At 63.0% G+C, this 24,281-nt stretch carries 22 protein-coding genes and 1 other RNA gene; 6 read left to right on the top strand and 17 right to left on the bottom strand.

What is annotated here, in order from left to right; translation table 11 throughout:
• Position 1: 1 nt before the first annotated feature.
• Entirely contained in the window at positions 2-1,129 is a 1,128-nt protein-coding gene (locus ABIB57_RS12510; RefSeq protein WP_354041200.1) for an HWE histidine kinase domain-containing protein, read from the bottom strand.
• 9 nt (positions 1,130-1,138) lie between these two features.
• Complete coding sequence (locus ABIB57_RS12505) at positions 1,139-1,462, bottom strand: winged helix-turn-helix transcriptional regulator (RefSeq protein ID WP_354041198.1); 324 nt, start codon at positions 1,460-1,462, stop codon at positions 1,139-1,141.
• Positions 1,463-1,572: 110 nt separating this feature from the next.
• Between ABIB57_RS12505 and ABIB57_RS12500 the strand changes: the two genes are divergently transcribed.
• Positions 1,573-2,376: a nucleotidyltransferase domain-containing protein gene (locus ABIB57_RS12500; RefSeq protein WP_354041196.1), complete on the top strand. Its 804-nt coding sequence runs from the start codon at positions 1,573-1,575 to the stop codon at positions 2,374-2,376.
• 6 nt (positions 2,377-2,382) lie between these two features.
• Here ABIB57_RS12500 and corA read toward each other — a convergent pair whose 3' ends face one another.
• The 13 genes from corA to rsmH form a co-directional block, all read right to left on the bottom strand.
• A complete protein-coding gene (gene corA, locus ABIB57_RS12495; RefSeq protein ID WP_354041194.1) occupies positions 2,383-3,366 on the bottom strand; it encodes a magnesium/cobalt transporter CorA in 984 nt (327 codons plus the stop codon).
• 238 nt (positions 3,367-3,604) lie between these two features.
• Positions 3,605-4,918 (bottom strand): cell division protein FtsA, encoded by a 1,314-nt coding sequence (ftsA, locus tag ABIB57_RS12490; RefSeq protein WP_299722674.1) that lies wholly within the window; start codon positions 4,916-4,918, stop codon positions 3,605-3,607.
• Positions 4,915-5,793, bottom strand: coding sequence for a cell division protein FtsQ/DivIB (locus ABIB57_RS12485; RefSeq protein ID WP_354041191.1), 879 nt, complete (start codon positions 5,791-5,793; stop codon positions 4,915-4,917). Before ABIB57_RS12485 ends, ftsA begins: the two co-directional genes overlap by 4 nt.
• Complete coding sequence (locus ABIB57_RS12480) at positions 5,781-6,701, bottom strand: D-alanine--D-alanine ligase (protein ID WP_354041189.1); 921 nt, start codon at positions 6,699-6,701, stop codon at positions 5,781-5,783. The genes ABIB57_RS12485 and ABIB57_RS12480 overlap by 13 nt, the downstream gene beginning before the upstream one ends.
• Positions 6,698-8,116 carry a UDP-N-acetylmuramate--L-alanine ligase gene (gene murC / locus ABIB57_RS12475; RefSeq protein WP_354041187.1) on the bottom strand — a complete coding sequence of 473 codons (1,419 nt, stop codon included), beginning with the start codon at positions 8,114-8,116 and terminating at the stop codon, positions 6,698-6,700. The genes ABIB57_RS12480 and murC overlap by 4 nt, the downstream gene beginning before the upstream one ends.
• Positions 8,113-9,228, bottom strand: a complete 1,116-nt coding sequence (gene murG / locus ABIB57_RS12470; protein WP_354041185.1) for an undecaprenyldiphospho-muramoylpentapeptide beta-N-acetylglucosaminyltransferase — start codon at positions 9,226-9,228, stop codon at positions 8,113-8,115. Before murG ends, murC begins: the two co-directional genes overlap by 4 nt.
• Positions 9,225-10,385, bottom strand: a complete 1,161-nt coding sequence (locus ABIB57_RS12465; RefSeq protein WP_299723239.1) for an FtsW/RodA/SpoVE family cell cycle protein — start codon at positions 10,383-10,385, stop codon at positions 9,225-9,227. Before ABIB57_RS12465 ends, murG begins: the two co-directional genes overlap by 4 nt.
• Positions 10,386-10,494: 109 nt before the next feature.
• Entirely contained in the window at positions 10,495-11,580 is a 1,086-nt protein-coding gene (gene mraY, locus ABIB57_RS12460) for a phospho-N-acetylmuramoyl-pentapeptide-transferase (RefSeq protein ID WP_354041181.1), read from the bottom strand.
• A gap of 26 nt (positions 11,581-11,606) precedes the next feature.
• Positions 11,607-12,995 (bottom strand): UDP-N-acetylmuramoyl-tripeptide--D-alanyl-D-alanine ligase, encoded by a 1,389-nt coding sequence (locus ABIB57_RS12455; protein WP_354041179.1) that lies wholly within the window; start codon positions 12,993-12,995, stop codon positions 11,607-11,609.
• A 213-nt stretch (positions 12,996-13,208) separates the two neighbouring features.
• Entirely contained in the window at positions 13,209-14,651 is a 1,443-nt protein-coding gene (locus ABIB57_RS12450) for a UDP-N-acetylmuramoyl-L-alanyl-D-glutamate--2,6-diaminopimelate ligase (RefSeq protein ID WP_354041177.1), read from the bottom strand.
• 24 nt (positions 14,652-14,675) lie between these two features.
• On the bottom strand, positions 14,676-16,388 hold the full coding sequence (locus ABIB57_RS12445; protein WP_354041175.1) for a peptidoglycan D,D-transpeptidase FtsI family protein: 1,713 nt from the start codon (positions 16,386-16,388) through the stop codon (positions 14,676-14,678).
• Positions 16,388-16,771, bottom strand: coding sequence for a cell division protein FtsL (gene ftsL / locus ABIB57_RS12440; protein ID WP_354041174.1), 384 nt, complete (start codon positions 16,769-16,771; stop codon positions 16,388-16,390). The genes ABIB57_RS12445 and ftsL overlap by 1 nt, the downstream gene beginning before the upstream one ends.
• Entirely contained in the window at positions 16,768-17,769 is a 1,002-nt protein-coding gene (gene rsmH / locus ABIB57_RS12435) for a 16S rRNA (cytosine(1402)-N(4))-methyltransferase RsmH (protein WP_354041172.1), read from the bottom strand. Before rsmH ends, ftsL begins: the two co-directional genes overlap by 4 nt.
• 271 nt (positions 17,770-18,040) lie before the next feature.
• Between rsmH and ABIB57_RS12430 the strand changes: the two genes are divergently transcribed.
• The 5 genes from ABIB57_RS12430 to ABIB57_RS12410 all read left to right on the top strand — a co-directional run bounded on the left by ABIB57_RS12430 (position 18,041) and on the right by ABIB57_RS12410 (position 22,985).
• Positions 18,041-19,531 carry a sensor histidine kinase gene (locus ABIB57_RS12430; protein WP_354041170.1) on the top strand — a complete coding sequence of 497 codons (1,491 nt, stop codon included), beginning with the start codon at positions 18,041-18,043 and terminating at the stop codon, positions 19,529-19,531.
• Complete coding sequence (locus ABIB57_RS12425) at positions 19,528-19,974, top strand: response regulator (protein WP_354041168.1); 447 nt, start codon at positions 19,528-19,530, stop codon at positions 19,972-19,974. Before ABIB57_RS12430 ends, ABIB57_RS12425 begins: the two co-directional genes overlap by 4 nt.
• 3 nt (positions 19,975-19,977) lie before the next feature.
• Positions 19,978-21,009 carry a histidine kinase dimerization/phosphoacceptor domain -containing protein gene (locus tag ABIB57_RS12420; protein WP_354041167.1) on the top strand — a complete coding sequence of 344 codons (1,032 nt, stop codon included), beginning with the start codon at positions 19,978-19,980 and terminating at the stop codon, positions 21,007-21,009.
• 111 nt (positions 21,010-21,120) lie between these two features.
• The gene (locus tag ABIB57_RS12415) at positions 21,121-21,477 is read left to right on the top strand and encodes a hypothetical protein (RefSeq protein WP_354041165.1); all 357 of its coding nucleotides are present in this window, start codon (positions 21,121-21,123) and stop codon (positions 21,475-21,477) included.
• A 74-nt stretch (positions 21,478-21,551) separates the two neighbouring features.
• On the top strand, positions 21,552-22,985 hold the full coding sequence (locus ABIB57_RS12410) for a PepSY-associated TM helix domain-containing protein (RefSeq protein WP_354041164.1): 1,434 nt from the start codon (positions 21,552-21,554) through the stop codon (positions 22,983-22,985).
• A gap of 75 nt (positions 22,986-23,060) precedes the next feature.
• Here ABIB57_RS12410 and rnpB read toward each other — a convergent pair.
• Together rnpB and ABIB57_RS12400 are read right to left on the bottom strand one after the other, a co-directional pair.
• An RNA gene (rnpB, locus tag ABIB57_RS12405) (RNase P RNA component class A) lies at positions 23,061-23,452 on the bottom strand.
• A gap of 33 nt (positions 23,453-23,485) precedes the next feature.
• Positions 23,486-24,223 carry a TerB family tellurite resistance protein gene (locus ABIB57_RS12400; RefSeq protein WP_354041162.1) on the bottom strand — a complete coding sequence of 246 codons (738 nt, stop codon included), beginning with the start codon at positions 24,221-24,223 and terminating at the stop codon, positions 23,486-23,488.
• Positions 24,224-24,281 lie beyond the last annotated feature (58 nt).

Below are 24,281 nucleotides of genomic sequence, written 5' to 3'. Positions count from 1 at the left end.
GTTAAGTCAGACTGCCGATCGGAGCCACGAGCCGGTATTCCATACCACCGGGCTTATAGTCGAGCATTGCGCGGCCACCCACCTGGGCCGCCAATGCTCCCTCGATCAAGTGGGTGCCGAACCCGCGCCGGGATGGCGTGTTCACCGGCGGGCCGCCGATCTCGCGCCATTCGATCACCAGTTCACCTTGGTTGGTCATCCAGGTTAGGTCGACCCGCCCGCCTGGCGTAGACAAAGCCCCATACTTGGTCGCGTTGGTCGCCAATTCATGCAGCGTCAGGGCAAACAGCAACGCCGTCTTGGCCCCCAGCCGCACATCGTCACCCTGGCCTGAAATTCGTCGATCGGGGTCGTGTGGCGCGGTAGCATCGCGCACGATATCCCCAAGTGTCGCGCTCTCCACCGACGACGCCACCAGTATGTCCTGGGCGCGCCCGAGTGCAGCGACCCGGCTCTCGATCAGCGTTCGCGCCGCCTCGAGCGTTCCGGCCCCCCGGAAACTCTGGGCGGCAATGGATTGGACGATACTCAGGATATTCTTGAGGCGATGGTTCAACTCATTGCGCAGCAGCGTCTGATGGGTTTGCAGCTCCTCATCGGCGGCCTTGGCCCGTACCAAGGCTTCGTCGCGCTGCTTGACGATCCGGCGCAGTTCCATCTGGTTTTCAACCTGACGCGCCAATGCCTTAAGGCTATCGATCTGAACCCATGACAAGCCCTGTGGCCGTGGCACGGTGTCGATAACGCACAGCGTTCCCAACGGGACGCCATCCGCCGACTTCAGCACGGCCCCGGCATAGAACCTGATATTCGGATCCTCAGTTACCAGCGTATTATCGTGGGTTCGGCTGTCCTGCGTCAGATCGGGGATGATCAACATGTCATCCTCGCGCAGCGCATGCGCGCACACGGACTGGCCGAGCGGCGTTTCACAGGGCGGAAAACCGATCCGCGCCTTGAACCACTGCCGATCCTTTTCCACCAGGCTCACCAGCGAAACCGGGGTTTGGCAAATATGCGAGGCCAAAAGCACGATGTCATCGAACCCTTGTTCGGATTCGGTGTCCATGATGCTGTAGCTGGAAAGGGCCGCCAGTCTTGCGGCAGTAAATTCGTCGTCCTCGGCCATATCTACGACTTAGTACAAATCCCACGCCCGTGTCATCAGACCCGCACACGTTTGATCCGCACCCCAATAAAACCCATCCCGCGCCGGGACCGTCGGCGTCACAATCCGGGCAACCAGCCCGTCGCGTTCAAGGCTGCGAAGGGTCAGCGTCAGCATGCGCTGCGAAATACCCTCGATCAGGTTTTCCAATTCCGAGAACCGCACGCGTCCCTTGGACAGATTGCCCAGGATCGCCACTGACCACTTGTCGCCCAGCATCGCCAGGATTTCTCCGGTCGGCCGGCAATATTCCGGCAAATGCGTCGCGGCGTTCTTGAAAAGATATTTGGTCATGGGATCAGGATACTCCGCGCTGCCATATAGGTCAAAATCCAACACTGCCAAGCTGTTGCCAATCGGCCCGGACTATGGCCTGCTACCGCGTGCCATCGAGGAGGATCGGCATGAACCAGCAAGACCTGATCGGCGCCGTCAAAGAGGCTCTGATGGACGAGCCCGCGATCCGCGCCATGTTCCTGGCCGGCAGCTACGGCCGGGACACTGCCGACGAGTGGAGCGACGTCGACTTTCTTGCCGTCGTGGCACCGGACGACCAGCGCGCTTTTGCCCTCCGCTGGCGCGAGGTGCTGAATGCGATCACCCCCATCGTGTTCTGGAACGAGTTGAACCGTGGCGGCCTCATCATCATGGCGGTGTCATCAGAGTGGCTACGTTGCGACTTGAACGTCGCGCCGCCCGGCAACTTGGGACACCGCGCCAAGAATACCCTGAAGCCGCTCATCGACCGCGACGGCATCTACGCCTCGCTGCCCGATAGCCTCCCGTTCAGGGCGCCCGACGCAGGCGTGGTCCATTATTTGATCCACGAATTCATCCGCATGCTGGGCCTGCTCCCTGTCGCGCTCGGACGGCGGGAATATGTGACCATGGTGCTCGGCGTCGGCATGATGCGCGGGCATCTGGAAACCCTGCTGATGCAGGACGTGACCAACCCAGATCCAGGCGGCATTCTGCATCAATCCAAACTATTGCCGCCCGACCAGATGCAATTGCTCGCCGCCCTGCCCTATCCGGGACCGGACCGCGACGCGCTGATCGAGGCCAATTTCGAGATCGCCCGCCAATTCATGCCGCGGGCGCGGGCGATGGCCAAGCGATTGGATATCGCTTGGCCCGAAGAGTTTGAGGCCGCTACGCGCCGGCGATTGAGGCTGACGGTGGGCGAGGCCGCCGGCCGCGCCTGGTAGATCGACCTAGAGCCAGCCGCGGCGCTTGAAATAGAGATACGGCAGGATGGCCGACAGGACCATCAGCCCCAGGGCGAACGGATAGCCGAAGGTCCACTGCAATTCGGGCATGATGGCGTAGTTCATGCCATAGATCGAGGCCACCAGCGTCGGCGGCAGGAACACCACGGCGGCCACCGAGAATATCTTGATGATCTGGTTCTGCTCCAGATTGATCAGACCAAGCGTGGCATCGAGCAGAAAATTGATCTTGCTCGATAGCGTGCGCGCATGTTCCCCCAGTGAGAGCGCATCGCGCTGGATCAGCTTGATCAACTGCCGCGTCTCGCGTCCCGCCTTGGTGGTGGGGGCATCAGGCGCCGAGTGAAACGCCGCCAGCCGCGAAATACTGACCAGGCTCTCCTGCACCATCGTCAACAGTTCGGCCTTGGCGCCGATCTGTTCGATGATCGAGCGCAAATCCTGCTGCAATTGCTTGGCGCTGGACTTCTTCTTGCGGAAAACGTCGCGCGAAATATGGTCGATCTCGTAGCCGACCCGCTCCAGCGCATCGGCCGTCCGATCGATCATCGCCTCCAGCAGCCCCAGGAACACCTGCTCGCCCGAGCCGCAGATAATGCCCTTGGCCTTTTGCGCCCGCGTCAAAAACGCCAGGAACGGCTTGGGTTCGGCATAGCGCACCGTCACCAGTGTCATGCCCTTGAGAATGAAGGTCACCGGAGTCTTGGACGGCTCTTCGGTGTCCAGCTTGAACAGTGCCGTCATGGTCATGAACTCGGCGCCGTCTTCATTATAAAGCCGGGCCGACAGCTCGATCTCTTCCATTTCGGCCTGGGTTGGGATGACGATCCCCAGCAGCGACTCGACGAGATTGTCTTCCTCGGGCGTCGGATCGAGCAGGTCGAGCCAGACCAGTCCTTCGGTCAAACTGCCTTCGGATACGGGAATCTGGATGAGTTTATTGGTTTGATGTTGATAAGCGCGCAGCATGGCGAGGCTCCTGGGCAAGACCGGTTACGGTCCGCCGAGCCGACATCGCTGTCAGGCGCGCTGGACCGCCAAGGGGATCGAAGAACAACTTCGACTGTCGGGGTTCATGGGGTTTCTCTGGGTTGAAGTGGCTGGACCACTGCGCGCGTCATGCGCCCGCGCAACGGGCCTGTCAACGCGCTTGAACACGCTGCACGACAGCCTTGCCAAAATGTAATGCGGGTAGGCTTGACCACCCTCAGAAGCTCGTGCGCAGCCAATGCCCAACGCGCGAAAAATACCCGTCCGTGCCGGTCAATTTGCGCACGCTGCGTGGCTCGGCATATTCGCGCGCACACACCTGCGGATAGATCAGCATGCCCGCCACGCTGGCAAAAGCCGCGCCCTTGGCCATTTCCGGCAGGCCGGCAATACCCATCGGCCGCCCATTGCGCACATTGCGCGCCAGAATCCGCCGCGCCACCTCGGGCAGGCCGGTCATCTCGCTGGCCCCGCCGGTCAACACGAACCGCCGGCCGCACACATCCATCATCCCGGTCGCCTGCATGCGGTCACGAACGGCGGTCAGGATTTCCTCGATCCGCGGCCGCATGATGCGCGTCAGCACCGAACGGGCCACCTGCCCCGGCGCCTCGTCATGCGTCGCGCCAACCGGTTGGATCGAGATCATGTCACGCTCGTCCGCCTGCCCCGGCAGCACCGAGCCATAGAATGTCTTCAGCCGCTCGGCATCGGCCACGCTGACCGAAAGCTGCCGCGCGATATCCAGCGTCAGGTGATGCCCGCCAATGGCGATCGCATCAGCGTAGCAGAGGTGCCCATTGTTAAAGACCGAGACCGTCGTCGTCGCCCCGCCAAAATCGATGCAGGCCACGCCGAGCTGGGACTCATCGTCCACCAGCACCGCCAGCCCGGATGCGTAAGGCGTCGCGATCAGCGCCTCGATCTGCAGGTGGCACCGATGCAGCACCAGTTCCAGGTTGCGCATCGCCAGCGTCTCTGAACTCACCACCGCCACGTCGACGCCGAGCTGCTCGCCCACCATTCCCTTGGGATCGCGAATGCCCTTCTGCCCGTCCAGCGAATAGCCGATCGGCAGCGCATGGATGATCGAGCGTTCGGGCCGCACGCTGCGCTCGTTGACGGCCTTCAGCACGCGGTGAATGTCCGACTTTTCGACTTCTTGCCCGTCCAGCGACACCGCCGCCGAGAACATCTCCGAGCCCAGCCGGCCGGCCGTTACGTTGACGATCACCGATTCCAGCGTCAGCCCGGCGGCGCGCTCGGCCATGCCGACAACCGAACGGATCGCCTGCTCGGCCTTTTCGATATCGCTGACCACACCGCTCTTGACGCCCGAGGATGGCCCATAGCCGAAGCCGATCACTTCGGCCTGATGCGAACGCCCCCGCAGCGCCTTGCCTTCGGCGCGCGGCGTCAGCCGGGCGATGACGCAACAGATTTTGGTCGAGCCGATATCGAGCACCGCCACCAGCGTGGTCTTGCCGGGTTGCACGGGCCGCAGCCGCGATGTCATCGAATCGGTCATCATTTCTTGGGTGGTTCTTCTGTCTTGGTCGGACGTACCGCCACGATGCTGGCAACCCGCAGGTCGATCTGGGTCACGTCGCGGTCGAGCAGTTGGAAATCGTTCTGGTAATAGTCGAGGCGCTTCAGCGCCTGAGCCACCCCTAGCTCAGGCAATTGCACCCGCAGGCCGGTGTCGTAGATCAGGTCCCAGCGCCGATCGGCGATGCGCGACAGCGCCACCAGCCCATCCTGCAGATGCGGATATTGCTTCAGCGCCATGATCATTCCCAGCGCGTCGTCTGCGGCCCCATCGCCCACCACCAGCGGCAGCTCGCTATAGGTGCCGTGATCTTCGCCGATCTGCTCGCCCTCGCCGTCGACGACGAAGGTCACGCCATCGACGCGCCAGCGCGCGACCGGCACTTTTTCGGTGATGGTGACCACCAGGTCACCCGGATAAATCTTGCGGATATTGACGGTCTCGACCGACGGCAGTTCCGCGATCCGCTGCCGCGCCGCTTCTACATCGAAGCTCACGCTCGACGTGTGCGGCTCAACGCCCAGCGCGTCGAAAATCGACTGTTCGCTGGTCAGCGACTGCCCGCTGATGGAGATTTCACCAATCGCGAAGGAGGTATGGCCCAATTGTCCCTGCGCCACCACAGCAAGGTTCGCGCCAGCCTGGATGACGGCATCGCGCGTTTCATACAGCACACCCACCGCCACTACGGCGACCACCGCCACGACGATCCGCACCACGGCGATGCGGTGCAAAATCCAGGTTCGGCCGAAATTATTGCGCAGCCGTCGACGCGGCGCAGAGACATGCACAGGCAGCGCGCGCGGGTCGATGACCCTTGCGCCGGCGACGAACGCCTTGGTGCCTACCTGTTGCAACTCGCGTCCTCCACCATCCAGGCGACCAGTTCCTCGAACGAATGCCCGGCATGCAAAGCCTGCTCAGGCACCAGCGAGGTCTGGGTCATCCCCGGCTGGGTATTGATTTCCAGGCACACCAGCTCGCCGTCCTCGCCCGCCGCCTCGTTGTAACGGAAGTCGGTTCGCGTCACGCCCCGGCACCCGAACGCCGCATGCGCGGCCAAAGCCATCTTCTGCACTTTGTCGTAAATTTTCGGTTTCAGTTGCGCAGGAATGATGTGGACGGAGCCACCTTCGGCGTACTTGGCGTCGTAGTTGTAGAAGTCGAGATTAGTGACGATTTCCGTCACCCCAAGCGCCACGTCGCCCATCACCGCACAAGTCAACTCGCGTCCCGGGATATAGCGCTCGACCATCAGGTCCTCGCCAGATTTCCAGTCTTCCCGCAGGATTTCCTGCGGCGGATGGCTGGTCTCGGCCTTGACGATGAACACGCCAAAGCTCGACCCATCGGCGATCGGCTTGATCACATACGGCGGCGGCATGACATGCGCGCGGCCCGCTTCGGCCCTTGACACGATCACGTGATCGGTCACTGGTACGCCAGCTGCCTTCAGCATGATCTTGGCTTGATGCTTGTCCATGGCCAGCGCGGAGGCCAGCACGCCCGAATGGGTATAGGGGAGTTCCATCAGCTCCAGCACGCCCTGGATCATCCCGCTCTCCCCGAACGGCCCATGCAGCGCATTGAAGGCCACATCGGGCTTGAGCGCGGTCAGCACCGCCACCACGTCCCGCCCGACATCGACCTCGGTCACCTGATATCCGGCGCGCCGCAACGCCGCCGCGCATTCAGTGCCCGATTTCAACGACACCGGCCGCTCCTGCGACCACCCGCCCATCAGGACGGCAACGTGCTTGCTCATTGCACATCCTTCCCGAGCAGCGCGCCCAGCTCGGCCGGCAATGCCCCGGCCCACTGCGTGATATTGCCCGCGCCGAGCAGCACCACATAATCCCCGTCAGCCGCGCGCTCGGCGATCAGCGCAGGCAGGTCCTCGGCCTTGTCCAGCACCCGCGCATCGCGATGCCCGCGCGCCCGGATACGGTTGACCAGTTCCTCATGCGTCACACCAGCGATCGGCTGCTCGCCCGCCGCATAGACCGGCGCCACGATCACCGTATCGGCGTCATTGAAGCAGGCGGCAAAATCATCGAACAGGTCGTTGAGCCGCGAATAGCGATGCGGCTGCACCACCGCGATCACATCGCGCCTGGTCGACGAGCGCGCAGCCTTCAGCACTGCCGCGATCTCCACCGGATGATGCCCGTAATCGTCGATCACAGTGATCCCGCCGACCACGCCGGTCTTGGTGAAGCGCCGCTTTACCCCGGTAAAGCCCTTGAGCCCCTTGCGGATCGCCTCGGCCGGCACATGCAACTGGTCCGCCACGGCGATCGCCGCCGTTGCGTTGAGCGCGTTGTGAACGCCCGGCATCGGCAGTTCCAGCCCGTCGATACGCAACTGCGTCATGCGGATGCGGTCGCGAATTTCCACCGCGAAATGGCTGACCCCGTCGATAGTTTCCAGATCCACCAGCCGCACATCGGCCTGCGGATTGCGCCCATAGGTAATCACGCGCCGGTCGCGGATTTCTCCGACCAACGCTTGCACTTCGGGGTGGTCGAGACACATCACCGCAAAGCCGTAAAACGGCACATTCTCGACAAAGTTGTGGAAGGCTTTCTTGACGCCTTCGAAGTCGTGGTAGTGATCGAGATGCTCGGGATCGATATTGGTGACCACCACCACATCGGCCGGCAGCTTGACGAAAGTGCCGTCGCTCTCGTCGGCCTCCACCACCATCCACTCGCCCTCGCCCAGGCGCGCATTGGTGCCATAGGCATTGATGATGCCGCCGTTGATCACCGTCGGATCGAGATTGCCGGCATCCAGGAGCGTCGCCACCAGCGTCGTCGTCGTGGTCTTGCCATGCGTGCCACCAATGGCGATGGCGTTCTTGAAGCGCATGATTTCGGCCAGCATCTCGGCTCGCCGCACCACCGGCAATCCGCGCGCACGCGCTGCATCAAGCTCCGGATTACCCTTCTTGATCGCCGACGAAACGACGACCACCGCCGCCTCGCCCAAGTTCTCGGCGCGTTGGCCGATTTCAATCTTGATGCCCATGCTCTGCAGGCGCTGGACATTGGGATTGGCGGCAGCGTCGGATCCCTGGACCACATAGCCCTGGTTGTGCAGGATCTCGGCGATCCCGCTCATGCCGATCCCGCCGATACCGACGAAGTGGACCGGCCCGATATTGCGCGGCATTTTCATTGAGTGCGTTCCATTTCGGTCGTGCCCTTGCCGGCCAGCATTTCAGCCAGGTCTGCCAGCTTTTCCACGGCGAGCGGCTGGCCCAGTGCGCGGGCCGCTGCGGCTGCCGTTTGCAGGGCATCAGGATTGGTTAACAAAGTCGTGAGCCGAGTGCCCAGCGAAAGCGGCGAAAGCGTGGCCTGCTCGGCGATCCAGCCGGCGCCTGCGGCCTCCATCACCATGGCATTGTTCTTCTGGTCGGCATCGATCGCGCCCGGGAGCGGCACCAGGATCGCCGGCCGCCCCAGCACGCATAGCTCCGCTATGGTCGAAGCTCCCGAGCGGCCGATCACCAGATGCGCACGCGCCATGCGCTCCGGCAAATCTTCAAAAAACGCCGCCAGCTCCACATTGACCTTGGCTTGCCGGTAGGCCTCGGTCACGCGGTCCAAATCCTCCGCCCGGCACTGCTGCACCACCTGCAGCCGATGCCTGATCTCTTCGGGCAGCAGCGCAATGGCCGGCGGCACCAGATCGGCAAAGGCTCGCGCCCCTTGGCTACCGCCAAAAATCACCACCCGGATCGGGCTCTGCCCGTCCAGCGCCGGATAGGGCGTGCGTGCAATCGCCCGCACCCGGTCGCGCACCGGATTGCCCGTCACCCGCTTTTCCAGCGTCAGGGCATCGACGAATTTGGTCTGCGGAAAGCTCAGCGCGAGAATATCGGCGAACCGCGACAGCGCCCGGTTGGCCCGTCCCAGCACCGCATTCTGCTCGTGCAAAATCCCCGGAATGCCGCGCAGGCTTGCCGCAACAAACGGCGGAAAGGTCGGATAGCCGCCAAACCCGATCACCGCATCCGGCCTGACCTTGCCCAACTTGCCGAACGCCACGGCAATCCCGCCGACAATCTTGAACCCGCCCGTCACGAACTTTATCGGATTGCTCAGCGACGGCGTTGCCGCCGGGACCACATGGATTTCCTTTGCCGGAAAATCGGCGCCATAATTGGCCACCCGATGGTCGGTCATCAGCACGATCTCGTGCCCGCGCCGCTTGAGTTCCTGCGCCAGCGCCATGGCCGGGAAGAGATGTCCTCCCGTGCCGCCCGCCATCAAAACAAATGTCTTCATTCCGCTGGCGCCAATGCGCTGCGGTAAACCGGGATGCCCGTCGTCAACCGCTCTTCGGGCTTGGAGCGCGTCAACGCCAGCATCAGCCCCATGCCGAAGGCGATGGCGATCATCGAGGTGCCGCCATAGCTGACGAAGGGGAGGGTCATGCCCTTGGGCGGGATCAGGTTGAGGTTCACCGCCAGGTTGATGCCCGACTGCATGGCGAACTGGATTGCCAGCGTCGATGCCGCCAGCCGCGCGAACAGGCTCGTTTGCCGCTGCGCACCCAGCATGGCCCGGATCACGATGAAGCAGATGAGCCCCACCAGCACCATGCAGAACAGGATGCCGAACTCGCCGGCCGCTGCCGAGAACACATAGTCGGCATGGGCGTCGGGGATCAGCTTCTTGGCCTCTGATTCACCCGGGCCCCGGCCGAACCAGCCACCCTCCAGCAAGGACTGCAGCGCCCGGTCGATCTGATAGGTATTGCCGCCCCCCTCAGGATTGAGGAAGGTATCGACGCGCTTGGAAAAGTGCGGGAAGAAAATATAGGCGCCGAACAGCAACCCGCCGCCCGCTCCCGCCATGCCAAAAATGATCCACCAGGAAATCCCCGATACGAACATCAGCACTGCCCAGGTGGCCAGGATCAGCGCCGTTTGCCCGATATCAGGCTGCAGCAATAGTCCGGCGACGATGGTGAACGCGATCACCGTCGCGATGATCTTGCCCGGCACGTTCCTCAGCACCATGCTCTCGGAAAACAGCCATGCGCCCAACACGGCGAAGGCCGGCTTGACGAATTCAGACGGCTGGATCGACTGGCCGGCAAACGACACCCAGCGCCGCGCACCCTTGACTTCAGTGCCGAATTTCAGCGTCGCCCAGAGCAGCGCAACGCTGATAATCAGCGTCCCCAGCGCCCAGAACCGCGCCTGCCGATGGTTGAGAAACGACGTCGCGATCATCACCGGCAGCGCCGCGAGGCAGAACAGCGCATGGCGGATCACGAAGAACCACGGGGATAGCCCGATACGCTCGGCCACAGGCGGGCTGGCGGCAAAACTCAGCACCATGCCGCAGGTCATCAACAGGATCAGCGCCCCGAGCAATTCGCGGTCGATCGACCACCACCACTCCGCCAACGGCGTCTTTTCTGCGCGGGAAAACATCATGCGCGCGCCGGTCAGCCCGGCCTCCTGGAAGGGAAAAAGAATTCCCCGCCACTCTAGCCCGCCGATGGTTACCGATTCCCTGTCGGCTTCGCGTTTTGCGACTCGGTTACCGAAGTTTCAGAGAGCTGAGCCCGATCAGTGCCAGCACAAAGGATATAATCCAGAACCGGATCACCACCTGGCTCTCGGTCCAGCCCAGCGCCTCGAAATGATGATGGATCGGCGCCATGCGGAACACGCGCTTGCCCGTCAGCCGGAACGACGCCACCTGCACGATCACCGATACGGTCTCCAGCACGAACAACCCGCCGATAATCGCCAGCACGATTTCATGCTTGGTGGCCACGGCGATGGTGCCCAGGGCGCCGCCCAAAGCCAGCGAGCCGGTATCGCCCATGAAGATCTGAGCGGGCGGCGCATTGAACCAGAGGAACCCCAGCCCTGCCCCGATCAGCGCTCCGCAGACGACCGATAACTCCGCCGTGCCCGGCGTATAATTGAGCAACAGGTAGTCCGAAAATGTCACGCTGCCGACCAAATAGGCGATCAGCGCAAAGCACGCCGCCGCCACCATCACCGGCACGATCGCGAGGCCATCGAGGCCATCGGTCAGATTGACCGAATTGCCCGCCGCCATGATGACGAAGCCGCCCAGCACTATGAAGAAATAGCCCATGTTCCAGGCCAGTCCCTTGACGAACGGGAATAGCAGCGAGGTCGCATAGGCCGGCTCGCTCAGCCTGGAAATCGCGTAGCAGGCGATGAGCCCGATAATAGCCTCGATCAGCAGGCGCTGCTTGCCGCCAAAACCCTTATGGCTCATACGCTTGACCTTGAGATAGTCGTCGTAAAAGCCGATGGCGCCGAAGCCGATGGTGACGAACAGCACCACCCACACATAGCCATTTGCCAGGTTCGACCACAGCAGTGTCGACAGCACGGCGCCCGACAAAATCATCAGCCCGCCCATGGTTGGCGTGCCTTTTTTGGTCAGCAGGTGCCCGGCCGGCCCGTCCTCGCGGATCGGCTGGCCACGGCCCTGCTTGAGGCGGAGGAGGGCGATCATGCCGGGGCCGAACATGAACACGAAGAATAGGGCCGTGACGACGGCGCCGGCGGTGCGGAAGGTGACGTAGCGGAAAACGTTGAACGCCGTGAGGCTTTCGCCGAGCTGACCGAGTAAATACAACATGCTTGGACGCGTCCTCGTCTCGGGGTTCAGGCGAACCGTTTGCGGATTTTATCAACGATATCCGCCAGCCCGATGCCGTTGGATGCTTTGACCATAACTGTGTCGCCATAGGCAAGATCGCGCAGCACAATCTCCGCCATCTCGGCTGCCGCCTGTGTATGGGCGGTGACAGCCTCGGAGCCAAGTTCGGCCGCGAGCGCCGCCATCTGCGGGCCAACGAGATAAATTCTGTTGGCGCCAGAGGCACTTACGGCATCGGCGAGGCTAGCGTGCAATTGCGGGCTCTGCTCACCAAGTTCCAGCATGTCGCCCAGGACCAGCACTTTGCGGCCCACGGCGGTCTGGCTGGAGAAGACGTCGAGCGCGGCAATCATCGAGGCCGTGTTGGCATTGTAGCTCTCATCCAGCAAGATAAGCGGCTTATCCTCATCGCCGAAACTGAGCTTTTGCCCCCGGCCGACCTGCGCGCCGAAGGTAGCAAGTGCTGCCAGCGCGACGGCCGGCTCGACCCCGGCGATGAAGCTGACGGCCAGTGCGCCGGTCGCGTTGGCGAGCATGTGGCGGCCCGGAACATTGAGCACCAGGTCGTATTTTGAACCAGCATGCTGGATTTCTGCAAAGCTTTTGTCGGCCGCCGTTTCGTAGCGAACGATGTGCCAATCGCTGTCCGGCGAGAAACCGTAGGTGACCACCTTTTCGACCCCGGCCGCTCTCGCATGCTCGCGCAGCAGATCGATCTGTTCATGATCGGCATTGAGCACCGCCGTCCCGCCCGGTTCGAGGCCGGTGAAAATTTCCGCCTTGGCGGCAGCGATCCCCTCAAGCGATCCCAAAGCTTCCAGATGGGCCGGAGCGACAGTGGTGATCACCGCGATATGCGGGCGCACCATCTTGGCCAGCGGCTCGATTTCGCCGGCATGGTTCATGCCCATTTCGAAAACGCCGAACTGCGCTTCTTCGGGCATGCGGGCCAGCATCAGCGGGACGCCCCAGTGATTGTTGAAGCTCTTGATCGACGCGTGGGTCTGTCCGGCGGCGGCGAGGACGGTACGGATCATTTCCTTGGTGGTGGTTTTGCCGACGCTGCCGGTGACGCCGACGATACTGGCGCGGCTGCGGGCGCGAGCAGCGCGACCCAGGTCGGCTAGGCCTGCGAGAGCGTCGGGGACCACGATGGTGCCGGGACCGCCGGCTTTGCCGTCACTGACCAATGCGGCAACGGCGCCGCCAGCAAGCGCAGTCGCCACGAAAGAGTGGCCGTCGAAGCGATCACCCTTGATGGCGACGAACAATGCGTCGGGACCGATCTCGCGGGAGTCGATGGTGATGGAGTTGATGGCAGAAGTAGTGATGCCATCGGCATGGCCGCCGGTTGCCGTGAGGACGGCGTCGAGAGTGTAGAGGGGTTTGGTCATGGCGTGATTGGTGCGCTGGGATGGAAAGCAGAAACCCCCACCCCTGTCCCCTCCCCACAAGGGGGAGGAAGACGAAGGAACTGCGAACATTGTGGTTGTGAGAAGACGAGCGATTGGGATTGTCTGCCTCCCCCTTGTGGGGAGGAGATAGGGGTGGGGGTAACTTGTGCAGTTGCAAAAGTTCTCATTGATCCACCCACCATGCCCAAATGCCTATCCCTTGATCGCTTCCGCCACCACTTCATGGTCGGAAAAATGGTGCTTCGTCGTGCCGATGATCTGATAGTCCTCGTGACCCTTACCGGCAATCAGCAGGACATCGCCCGCCTTCAAAGCCTTGATCGCGGTGACGATGGCGTCCTTGCGGTCGCCGATCTCCTTGGCACCCTTCGCAGCGGCCATGATTTCCTTGCGGATGGTCGCGGCGTCCTCGGTGCGCGGATTATCGTCGGTCACGATTACGCTATCGGCAAGTTCGCTGGCGATTGCGCCCATTTGTGGACGCTTGCCCTTGTCGCGATCTCCGCCGCAGCCGAACACCACCCGCAGAGAGCCCTTCGCATAGGGCCGTAGCGCGTTCAGCGCGGTCTTGAGCGCATCGGGCGTGTGCGAATAATCGATGAAAATGGCCGCGCCCTTATGCTCGGCCACCAACTCCAGGCGCCCCTTGGCACCCTTGAGTTCGCTGAGAGCGGGGAAAGCATGTTCCTTGTCGACGCCGCTGGACATCGCCAAAGCGGCGGCGACCAGCGCATTGCTGACCTGGAATTCGCCAGTAAGCGGCAGATGGAAGCTGAGCTTCTCGCCGACGTGGCGGACCTCGACACGCTGGCCATAGCCTTCGGTTTCGATCGACAGGATTTCGATATAGGCGCCTTCGCGGCCAACGGTCAGCAGCGTCGAGCCATTGCCCAGCGCGGCGAACATAAAGGGCTCGTATTCGGGATCATCGACATTGACCACCGCTGGCCCGCCGTTGACCAGGAGGTCGGTGAACAGGCGCAGCTTGGCATTGCGATAGGCGTCCATATCGGGGTGATAGTCGAGATGGTCGCGGCTGAGATTGGTGAAGGCCACTGCCTCGAAATGGATGCCGTCCAGCCGCCGCTGCTCCAGCCCATGGCTGGAGGCCTCGAGGGCGACGTGATCGATCCCCTGCGCCTTGAGCGCCCGCATCGACTGATGCAGGTTGCGCGCGTCCGGCGTGGTCAGGCTACCATCGATATGGCGGGTCTCGGTATCGACGCCAAGCGTGCCGATGCTGGCCCCGGCGATGCCCGCATAGGTCCATATCTGGCGAACAAACGAGGCCACAGACGTTTTGCCGTTGGTCCCAGTCACCGCCACATTGATTTCCGGCTGCGGCTCGAAGATGCGCGAGGCCGCGCGCGCGTAGGCGGCCCGCACATCACTGACGACGATGACCGGCACGCCCGGATCGCCCACGGGATGCAAGTCGGTGATGACGGCGAGCGCGCCGCGCCGCACCGCCTCGTCGATGAAGTCGTTGCCGTGGATCTTGCCGCCCGGCAGGGCGAAGAAGATGTCGCCCGGTTCGATATTGCGGCTGTCTGACCGCAGGCCGAATACGGCGCCAAGCCCCCGTTTGGGGCGAGCACCCGAGCCTTCGAGCAGTTGAGATACGCTGAGTGACACTGGAGATTATCCTTCTGGATCAATCTATCTGATGAGATTGGGAGGAACCATGGCGTCGTCGAGCGCCTGGCTGAAATTGGGAGCAACGCCCAGCATAGGAGCGATGCGCTGCACGATGCGTCCGCTCATCATGCCTGCATTATAGGCGGAATTGGTGCCAAGCCCGCCCTCTTCGACCTGGGGTTCGTCGACCACGACCACAAGTGCGTATTGGGGCGCATCCATCGGGAACACGGCGGCAAAGACGTTGAAGTCTTTGCTGTGGGAATAGACGCCGTTTTCGACCTTTTCGGCCGTTCCGGTCTTGCCGCCGACGCGGTAGCCCTTGGCGATCTTCTCGGTCAGGCTGCCGGAGCCTTCCAGCGAGTTGAGCCGCATGAGATAGCGCATGTCGCGGCTGGTCTCAGGCTTGAGCACGCGCACATATTCCGACTGCGCTTCCTCCAGGCTGCGGCGATAGAGCGTGGGCGCAATGTAATTGCCGCCATTGGCAATGGCCGACATCGCCACCACCATATGCAGTGGGGAAACGCTCAGACCATGCCCGAAGCTCATCGTAGCCGCGCTGATATCGGACGGATTCTTCGGCACGTTTGGCAACCGCATTTCCGGCAGTTCGAACGGCACGCGCGTATCCAGCCCCATGCGGGTCAGGAAGGCGCGGTAATTCTCCTTGCCCATGGCCTGCATGACGCGGATGGTGCCGATATTGGAGGAGTATTTATAGATTTCCGGCACCGAGAGGACACGGTGCTTGCCGTGGAAATCGTCGATCGTATAGCGGCCGTAGCGAATGCCGTACCGCGCATCGAACTTGTCGTTGAGCGTCACCGCGCCGCTATCGATGGCGCCCGCAATGGTGATGGTCTTGAAGGTCGAGCCCAGCTCGTAAATGCCGGCGGTAATGCGGTTGAAACTGTCCTTGACCAACGCTGTGGAGGGATCATTGGGATCGAAATCGGGCACCGAGGCCAAAGCGACGATCTCCCCGGTATGGATATCCATGATCACGCCGGCCGCCGCGATCGCCTTGTAGCGGGTCAGCGCGTCGACCATTTCTTCGTGCACGACGTGCTGCACGCGCATATCGATCGACAATTGCACCGGCGTCAGCGCATTGCCGCGCGCCAGACCCAGGTCCTGCAGCAGCGCCACGTCCTCGACGTCCATGTGCTTTTCGATGCCGGCAATGCCCTGGTTGTCGATATTGGTCGAGCCAAGAATATGCGAGGCCTCGTTCATGCCCGGATAGAAACGCTTGGATTCGGTCAGAAATTCGATGCCTGGAATGCCCAGCCGCATTACCCGCTCTTCGATAGCCGGGCTGAGTTCGCGCTGTAGCCAGACAAAGCCCTTGTCGCCGGTCAGCCGGCTGCGCAGCCAGCTTTCGCTCAGATTGGGCAGCACGGTGCGCAGCTTGGACACGGCCTCTTCGACGTCGATGATCCGGCGCGGCTCGGCATAAAGCGATGGCACGCGGATATCGACGGCCATTTCCAGGCCGTTGCGATCCAGGATCGGGGGGCGCGTCGCGGTGATCTCGGCGCGCGCCACCCCTTCGATGGAATTGTCGGGCACGATCATGCCCAGTTGCACCAGCCGCCCGCCGACCGTGGCAAAACCCAGCACGATGGCCAGGATGACCCAGCGCAATCGCGCCTGGGTCATGTTTCCGCGCACCTTGCGGGTGCCGTCGAGCGCAATGGTGGGGGCGAAGTCTTCGGCGGTGATCGCCATTATTCGATACCTTCAGAGGTCAGGATCGCATCAATCGGATCGACACCCGCATCGAGCGAACGCAGCAAGGCGTCGAGCGCCGCATTGTCGGGCTGGGCCGGGCGCATCGGCAGATCGGCAAAGGCGCCAAACTGCTTCTGGGCCACCGGCACAATGGCCAGCGCCTCCTGGTGGCGCTTGACGATGGGCTCGATATGGCCGGGCTGGTTCAGCACCGCCTCATCGGCCTTGAGCACCGAGAGGTCACCCTCCTGGCTATCGATCAGGGCGATCAGCGCCGTGCGCTCGCTTGCCGTATGCTCGATGGCGAATTTGAGCGCATAGACGCCCGACAGCATGACCACGCTGGTGAAGATCAGAATGATGTTCAGATTGCGGATCATGCGGCGCCCCTGACTTGGGGCACGCCCAATCCATCGAGCCGCACCGGCCGCGCCGGCGCGTCGGATCGCTGGGCCGAGCGCAGGGTCGACGAGCGTGCACGGGGATTGCGGCCGAGCTCGGCTTCACCGGCCTTGACGGGCTTGCGAACCTCGATCCAGCGGCGTGCCTCGGTTTGCACCTGCGGCAGGTGGCGCGATTGGGTCGGACCACCCTTGTCGGGATCGAAAAAGCGCTTGGCGATGCGGTCTTCCAGCGAATGGAAGGTGATGACCGCCAGGCGGCCACCCTCGGGCAACAGCCGCTCGGCGGCGAACAGGCCCTCGACCAGTTGGTCGAACTCGCCATTGACCGCGATGCGCAGCGCCTGGAAGCTGCGCGTCGCCGGATGGGCGTCGCCGGGCTTGCGGCCGATGGCCTTCTCGATGATTTTTGCCAGTTCCAGCGTCGTGGTGATGGGCGCGGTCTCGCGGGCCGCGACGATAAACTGTGCAATGCGTCGCGATTTGCGTTCTTCGCCAAAGGCATAGAGCAGGTTGGCCAGCGGCTCGGCATCGAGCGTATTGACGAGGTCGGCGGCGCTCTCGCCCTGCCCGCTCATGCGCATATCGAGCGGCCCGTCGCGCATGAAGGAGAAGCCGCGATCGGCCTCATCAAGCTGCATCGAAGAGACGCCGATATCCAGCACCACGCCATCGATGGGGCCATGCTCGGCCGCCAGGGTGTCCAATTGGGAAAACGTGCCGGCCACGAAGGTGAAGCTATCGGGAAATTCGGCCGTCAGCGCATCGGCGAAGGGCATGACGCCAGGGTCGCGATCGATCGCCACCACGTGGGCGCCGGCCTGCAGCAGCGCGCGCGAATATCCACCCGCTCCAAACGTGCCGTCGACGATTCGCGCGCCGGCCAAGGGGGCAAGCGCGGTAAGCACTTCATCGAGCAGCACCGGAATGTGGGGTCCGGCATTCTGGCTGGTATCGGGCAGGGAACGCTTGCCCATCTGGCGAACTCCAACACCGGCCGACAGGACCGGTACGCATAGTCTGCGCACTTTGACCAAGACGTTTTAAGATTCTGTTTCCCATTCGGATTTTGAGACGATGTTTTGGTGGCGGCGCTCGCTGGCCATCGCCCCCAGCGGGCACGAAAACGGAGAGAACGGTCTGACCCCGCTGATAAAAACAGACAAACGCCCCACAATTATACTTTGCATATTGCCCCCCTTTTGCCTTTGCGCCATGAACGTGCACCAGTGTGAAGGAACGCCTTGAATGCCCATTTCCGGCAATGCCTTGGTCCGCTCGACCGCAGCCCTGCTGCTGGTCGGCCTGCTGGCACTGGCCGCTATCGTGGGCACCACGATCTGGCTGGTCGAACGCAACCAGGTTTATTTCGACGAGGGCCTGGAAGCGCGCATTGCCCGTTCGGCCACCGTCAATTTGCGCAACGCGTTGCAGAACGCCGAAACCGGCCAACGCGGTTTCCTGCTGACCGGCGAAGAACGCTATCTCGAACCCTATAACGACGCGCTGCCGCAGATTTCCGATCTGCTGGAGCGGTTCAACACGGTGCTCAAGCCCTATCCCGAGGCCGACGCGCCGGTTGCCGCACTGAATGCCGGCGTGGCCGACAAGCTCTCCGAACTGGCGCAGACCATTGCGCTGACACGCGCCGGCAAACGCGACGAGGCCATGGCCATCGTCGAGACTGATCGTGGCAAGGACGCCATGGACGAGGCCCGCACCCTGTTCGATGGCATCATCACCGCCGCGGACGAGCGTATCGTGGCCGGCATCGAGGACCAGCGCGGTTCCACCAATGCGCTGCGCTGGGTGACCATCATCGGCGCCTTCGTCATCTTCGTGGTGGTGGGCGGCTCCGCCTTGACCGTCATGGCCTATACGCGCGACATCGCCAAGGCGCGCGGCGACCTCGAAGCCGCCAATGCCGGCCTCGAAGACCGGGTGCGCGAGCGAACGGCCGACCTGGGCAAGGCCAACGAGGAAATCCAGCGCTTCGCCTATATCGTCACCCACGACCTGCGCGCGCCGCTGGTCAATATCATGGGCTTCACCGCCGAGCTGGAAGGCACCGTCGGCACGCTGCAGGGCTATATGAACGGGCATGACGACGGCGACGATCCGCGCTGGAGCGACGCCCGGCTGGCCGCCACCGAGGACCTGCCCGAAGCGATCGGCTTCATCCGTTCGTCCACCCGCAAGATGGATGGCCTGATCAACGCCATCCTCAAGATTTCGCGCGAAGGACGCCGCCAGCTCCGTCCCGAATCGCTCGACCTCAACGAGGTCATCGAAACCTCGACCTCGGCCGTGCATCACCAGATCAGCGAAAACGGCGGCTCGGTGACGAGCGATGTGAAGGTGCCGCGCATCGTCTCGGACAAACTGTCGCTGGAGCAGATCCTCGGCAACCTGCTGGATAATGCCGTTAAATACCAGGATACCGCCCGTCCACTGACCATCGTGGTACGGGCAGCCCTCGCGGCGGGCAACCGCATCAGTATCGATGTGCAGGACAATGGTCGCGGCATTGCCAGCACCGACCATGAACGCGTCTTCGAGCTGTTCCGCCGTTCCGGCGCCCAGAGCCAGCCGGGCGAAGGCATCGGCCTCGCGCATGTACGCACCATGGTGCGCAGCCTGGGCGGCGAAATCACGCTGGTCTCCGAACTGGGGACCGGCACCACCTTTACCATCAGCCTGCCGCGCGATCTGCGCAATTACGTCGGGAGCGTCCAATGAGCAACGAAGCCAAGCCGGTCACCATCGTCATGATCGAGGACGACGAGGGCCATGCGCGCCTGATCGAAAAGAATATCCGCCGCGCAGGTGTCTCCAACGAGATCATGCCCTTCACCAACGGCACCGAAGCCCTGGCCTTCCTGCTGGGTCCCGATGGCTCGGGTCTGGTCAACAAGGGCCGCCAATTGCTGATCCTGCTCGATCTCAACCTGCCCGACATGACGGGCGTGGATATCCTCGAGAAGGTCAAGGCCAACGATCATACCCGCTGCGCGCCGGTCGTGGTGCTGACCACCACCGATGACCAGCGCGAAATCCAGCGCTGCTACGACCTGGGCGCCAATGTCTACATCACCAAGCCGGTGAACTATGATGGCTTCGCCAATGCCATCAAGCAGCTCGGCCTGTTCTTCTCGGTGATGCAGATTCCGAAGGCCGACTGATCCATGCCCAACCGCATTCCGCGCGTACTCTATATCGATGACGATCCCGGCCTTGCGCGACTCGTGCAAAAGGCCATGGAGCGGCGCGGATACCATTTTGAGCACGCCGCCACGGGGGAAGCCGGCCTCGCCCGGATCGCCCAGGGCGGCATCGACGTCGTCGTGCTCGACCACTACCTGCCCACCGGCACCGGCCTTGACGTACTGGCCGCGATGGAGTCGCTCAGTGACCATCCCGCCGTGGTTTATGTCACCGGCTCCGCCGAAACCGCCGTCGCCGTCGCCGCGCTGAAATCGGGCGCCAGTGACTATGTGGCCAAGAGCCTCGACGACGATCTCATGGAATTGCTGGCCTCGGCCATTGACCACGCCGTCGAACGCGTCCGCCTCAACCGGGACAAGCTGCGCGCCGAACAGGACATGCGCGAGGCCCGCGAGCGCGCCGAAATGCTCTTGGGTGAGGTCAATCACCGCGTCGCCAATAGCCTGGCCATGGTCGCAGCGCTCATTGGCCTGCAGGCCAATGCGGTGCAGAACGCCGAGGCCAAGAATGCGCTGGCCGAAACCCAGGCCCGCATTTCCGCCATCGCGGGCGTGCACCGCCACCTCTACACCTCTGACGACGTCCGCACGGTCGAGATCGGCGATTATCTGCGCAGCCTCGCCGGTGAACTCGATGCCTCCATGAAGGCCGCCGGCCACCACGCGCTGATCAATGTCGAAGCCGTTAGCTTCCCCCTCGCCACCGAAAAAGCCGCCTCGGTCGGCGTCATCGTCACCGAACTCGTCACCAACGCGATGAAATACGCCTATCGCGACACCCAGCAGGGCGAAGTGCGCATCCGGCTGGTCCGTATCGGCGAGAGTGTGGAACTGCGCGTCGAAGACGACGGGATCGGTTGGGACGGCACCGGCACCCCACAGGGCACGGGCCTGGGCAGCCGCATCGTCAAAGCCATGGCCCATAGCCTGGGCGCGACTGTAAGCTATGGCGGCGGCGGCGGCACGAGCGTGTCACTGCGATTTGCCGGATAGCCCGTGGCCGGCGTTGTCTCCACGCTGCCCTCGCAAAAGCGGTCGGTGCGATTCAAAGTATTTTGATGGAAATCGGAAGCGCCACCGTGTAGCGGAGGGCCCGAGGACGCAATGGCACAACGCAATACCTATTTGGCGGAGTTGACGCGGGCACTGATGGTGCTGGCGCTGATCCTGCTCAATTTGGGCCACCAGACCGTTCCCGCCCAGGCTGGACCGGTTGGCTACCAAAGCGTTGGCGCCTACACCGCCTTTTGCGGTTCTCCCGACGCTCCCGACCGGACGGGCCACGCCGCGTGCCACGCCTGCCGCATCGGCGCAGGCGCCGACCTGCCGCAGCCCCCCGTTTATGGCGAGCGCCTGGCGCTGTGCACCGAAGCCCTCGTCTACCTGGCGCCCACTGCGTCAGCGCGACAGCAATGGCCGACCACCCTGCAGCCTATACGCGGACCGCCCTCGCTCGCTTGAGCCGCCGATCCGCCCCTTGCATCTGCAGTTCGCCGCCGCCCCTAGCGCGCGCGTGCCTATTTGGATAATACTCGATGACCACAGCCTCAACCGAGGCAGCGCCAGCCGATAGCCGCGCCAGCTCTCGCCTCTATCGTGCCGTGTGGCGCTGGCACTTCTACGCCGGCCTCTTCGTTGTACCGTTCTTCATCATCCTGGCCTGCACCGGCATGATCATGCTCTACGGCAATTCCGTGCAGACCATGCTGGGGCCGCGACACTTCGTGGCGCCAACCTCGACACCGGCGCCTCTGGTGGCTCAAGCCGATGCTGCAGCAGCGGCGATCCCCGGCGGCACCGTCTCCATGTATGTGCAGCCATCCACGCCCGATCAGGCCAGCCTCTTCATCGTGACCGCCGCCGACGGTGCGCACATCGTTGCCGTCAACCCGGCCGATACGGCCGTGATCGCCGACTACCGCCAGGACAGCGTGCTGTTCAACTGGGCTTCCAAAATCCATGGCACCCTACTGCTGGGCGACTTTGGCGACCACGTCTTGGAGATCGCCGCAGGCCTGGGGATCATCCTGCTCCTGACTGGCCTCTATATGTGGTGGCCAAAACAGGGGCGAACGCTCAAGCAGGCCTTGACGCCGCGCCTGCTCACCGGCCGTGGCTTCTGGCGCGAACTGCATATGGGCGCAGGTGCCTATTTCGCGGTGGTGATGCTGTTCTTCCTGATATCGGGCCTGTCATGGACGGGCGTCTGGGGTACCCAACTCGTCCAGGCCTGGAATACCTTCCCGGCCGGCAAGCTTGCTGGCCTGCCACTCTCGGATGCCAAGCATGCCAGTATGAACCACGGCGACGAGAAGGATGTGCCCTGGACGCTAGAACAGACACCCATGCCGACATCCCATGACCATTCGAATATGGCGGGTATGGCCGGCATGGACGACATGGCTGGTATGGAGGGGATGGATATGTCTCCGCCAGGTGCGGTGACCTTGGATAGTGTCGCATCGCTGGCCCGCCAGATCGGCTTTCAGGGCCAGGTGCGGATCAACATGCCGGCCGATGCGACCGGCGTCTTCACCATCTCCTCGGACTCCACCAGCGGCGATAGCAGCAACCCATTCGGCGACCGCACCGTCCATGTCGACCAGTATTCCGGAAAGGTGCTGACGGAAATCGCCTTCGCGGATTACGGCATCGGCGGCAAGGCCATGGCTGCGGGCATAGCGCTCCACCAGGGTAATCTGGGATGGTGGAACATCGTCCTCAACCTGTTCTTCTGCGCCGCCATTCTTTTCGTATCGGTGTCGGGGATCATCATGTGGTGGATGCGCCGGCCCAAAGGTCGATTCGCCGCCCCACTCTATCCCCGCCAATATCGTGCGCCCTGGGCCGTGCTCGTTATTGCGCTGGCGGTCTGCCTGGCATTCCCACTGACCGGCGCCGCCGTACTGGTTTTCGCACTGGTCGACTTCCTGCTGCCGCGGCGGGTCAAGGAAGCAGGCGCCGCCTAAAGCTCATGACCGGTGCCGGCCTTATGCCGGCATCGGCCGCCGCCGCAGGACCGCAACCGCGCCACCAGAAAAATCAACGCCAGTTGACCTGTAAGCCGGGTTCTGTAGGGCACGCATCTTGCGATGCGTACGTGGCGGCCATTCATCTTGAACGCCTGTTGCCAGGCGTTTCATGCAACCAACCCGGATGATCTGGCCTCAAAACCGGCTGGGGCCGAAGCCCCGCGTCATCCCTATTTGGTCTTGCTCCCGGTGGGGTTTACCGTGCCGTCCCTGTTGCCAGGTCCGCGGTGCGCTCTTACCGCACCCTTTCACCCTTACCCCGGCACGCCGGGGCGGTTTACTTTCTGTGGCACTTTCCCTGAGGTCGCCCTCGCCGGGCGTTATCCGGCACCGTGTTTCGATGGAGCCCGGACTTTCCTCCATCGCGCAGTTACCCACGCGACAGCGGCCACCCGGTCAACTGGCTGGGAAGCTTTAGAGACTCTGCGCGCCGCGCGTCAAGCGCTGAGCAGCGGCTGTACACGCGGTTTGGTGATCGCCTGATAGGCCAGGTTGATGGCCGCCATCTTGGCGGTCGCCACATCGATCAGCTCTTCGGGAACGCCCTTGGCGATCAGGCGGTCGGGATGATGCTCAGCCACCAGCAGGCGATAGACCCGCCGCACTTCGGCCGGCGGCGCATTGGGGGCAAGGCCCAGCACCAGGTAAGGATCGACGCCCTCTTCCAGCATGACATGCTGGCTGGCCATCTGCTCGAACCGGGCCGGATCGAAGCCGAAAATATCGCTGACCGATTGCAGGTAATCCAGCTCCGCCTCATGCACCATGCCATCGGCGGTGGCGATGAAGAACAGGCTGTCGAGCACATGCTCCAGCGTTTCGGGGCTATCGTGGAAGAACCGGCCGATCTTGCGGGCATAGTGCTCGTAGCCGGCGACATCCTGCTTGGCGAGGTTGAACAGGCGCTCCACCTGCGGCTCCTGCCCGGCAGTGATCTCGACGGTCATGTTGAAGGCCCGCACTTCGGATGCGGTCACGGCCCCGTCGGCGACAGCCATCTTGGCGGCCAGCGCGATCAGCGCCAGCGTGAACGCGGCTTCGCGCCCGCCCGGCAGCCAGGTATCGGGGTCCAGAATATTGACCACCGAGCCGACGACGCCCGTGCGCTTGCTGAACGAACCGATGAAATCGGTCAGTCTCTGCCAGCCATCGTGGTTTTCTTCGGGCTTGCGCACGCAGCACAACATTCCGGCAGCCTTTCCCAAACCAAAGCGGCCCGCGTCAGGCGACGCA

This window comes from Devosia sp. UYZn731 (assembly GCF_040546795.1).
Classification (GTDB): Bacteria; Pseudomonadota; Alphaproteobacteria; order Rhizobiales; family Devosiaceae; genus Devosia.
Note: the sequence above shows the minus strand (reverse complement) of the source record. Positions and strands in the feature narration are given on the sequence as shown.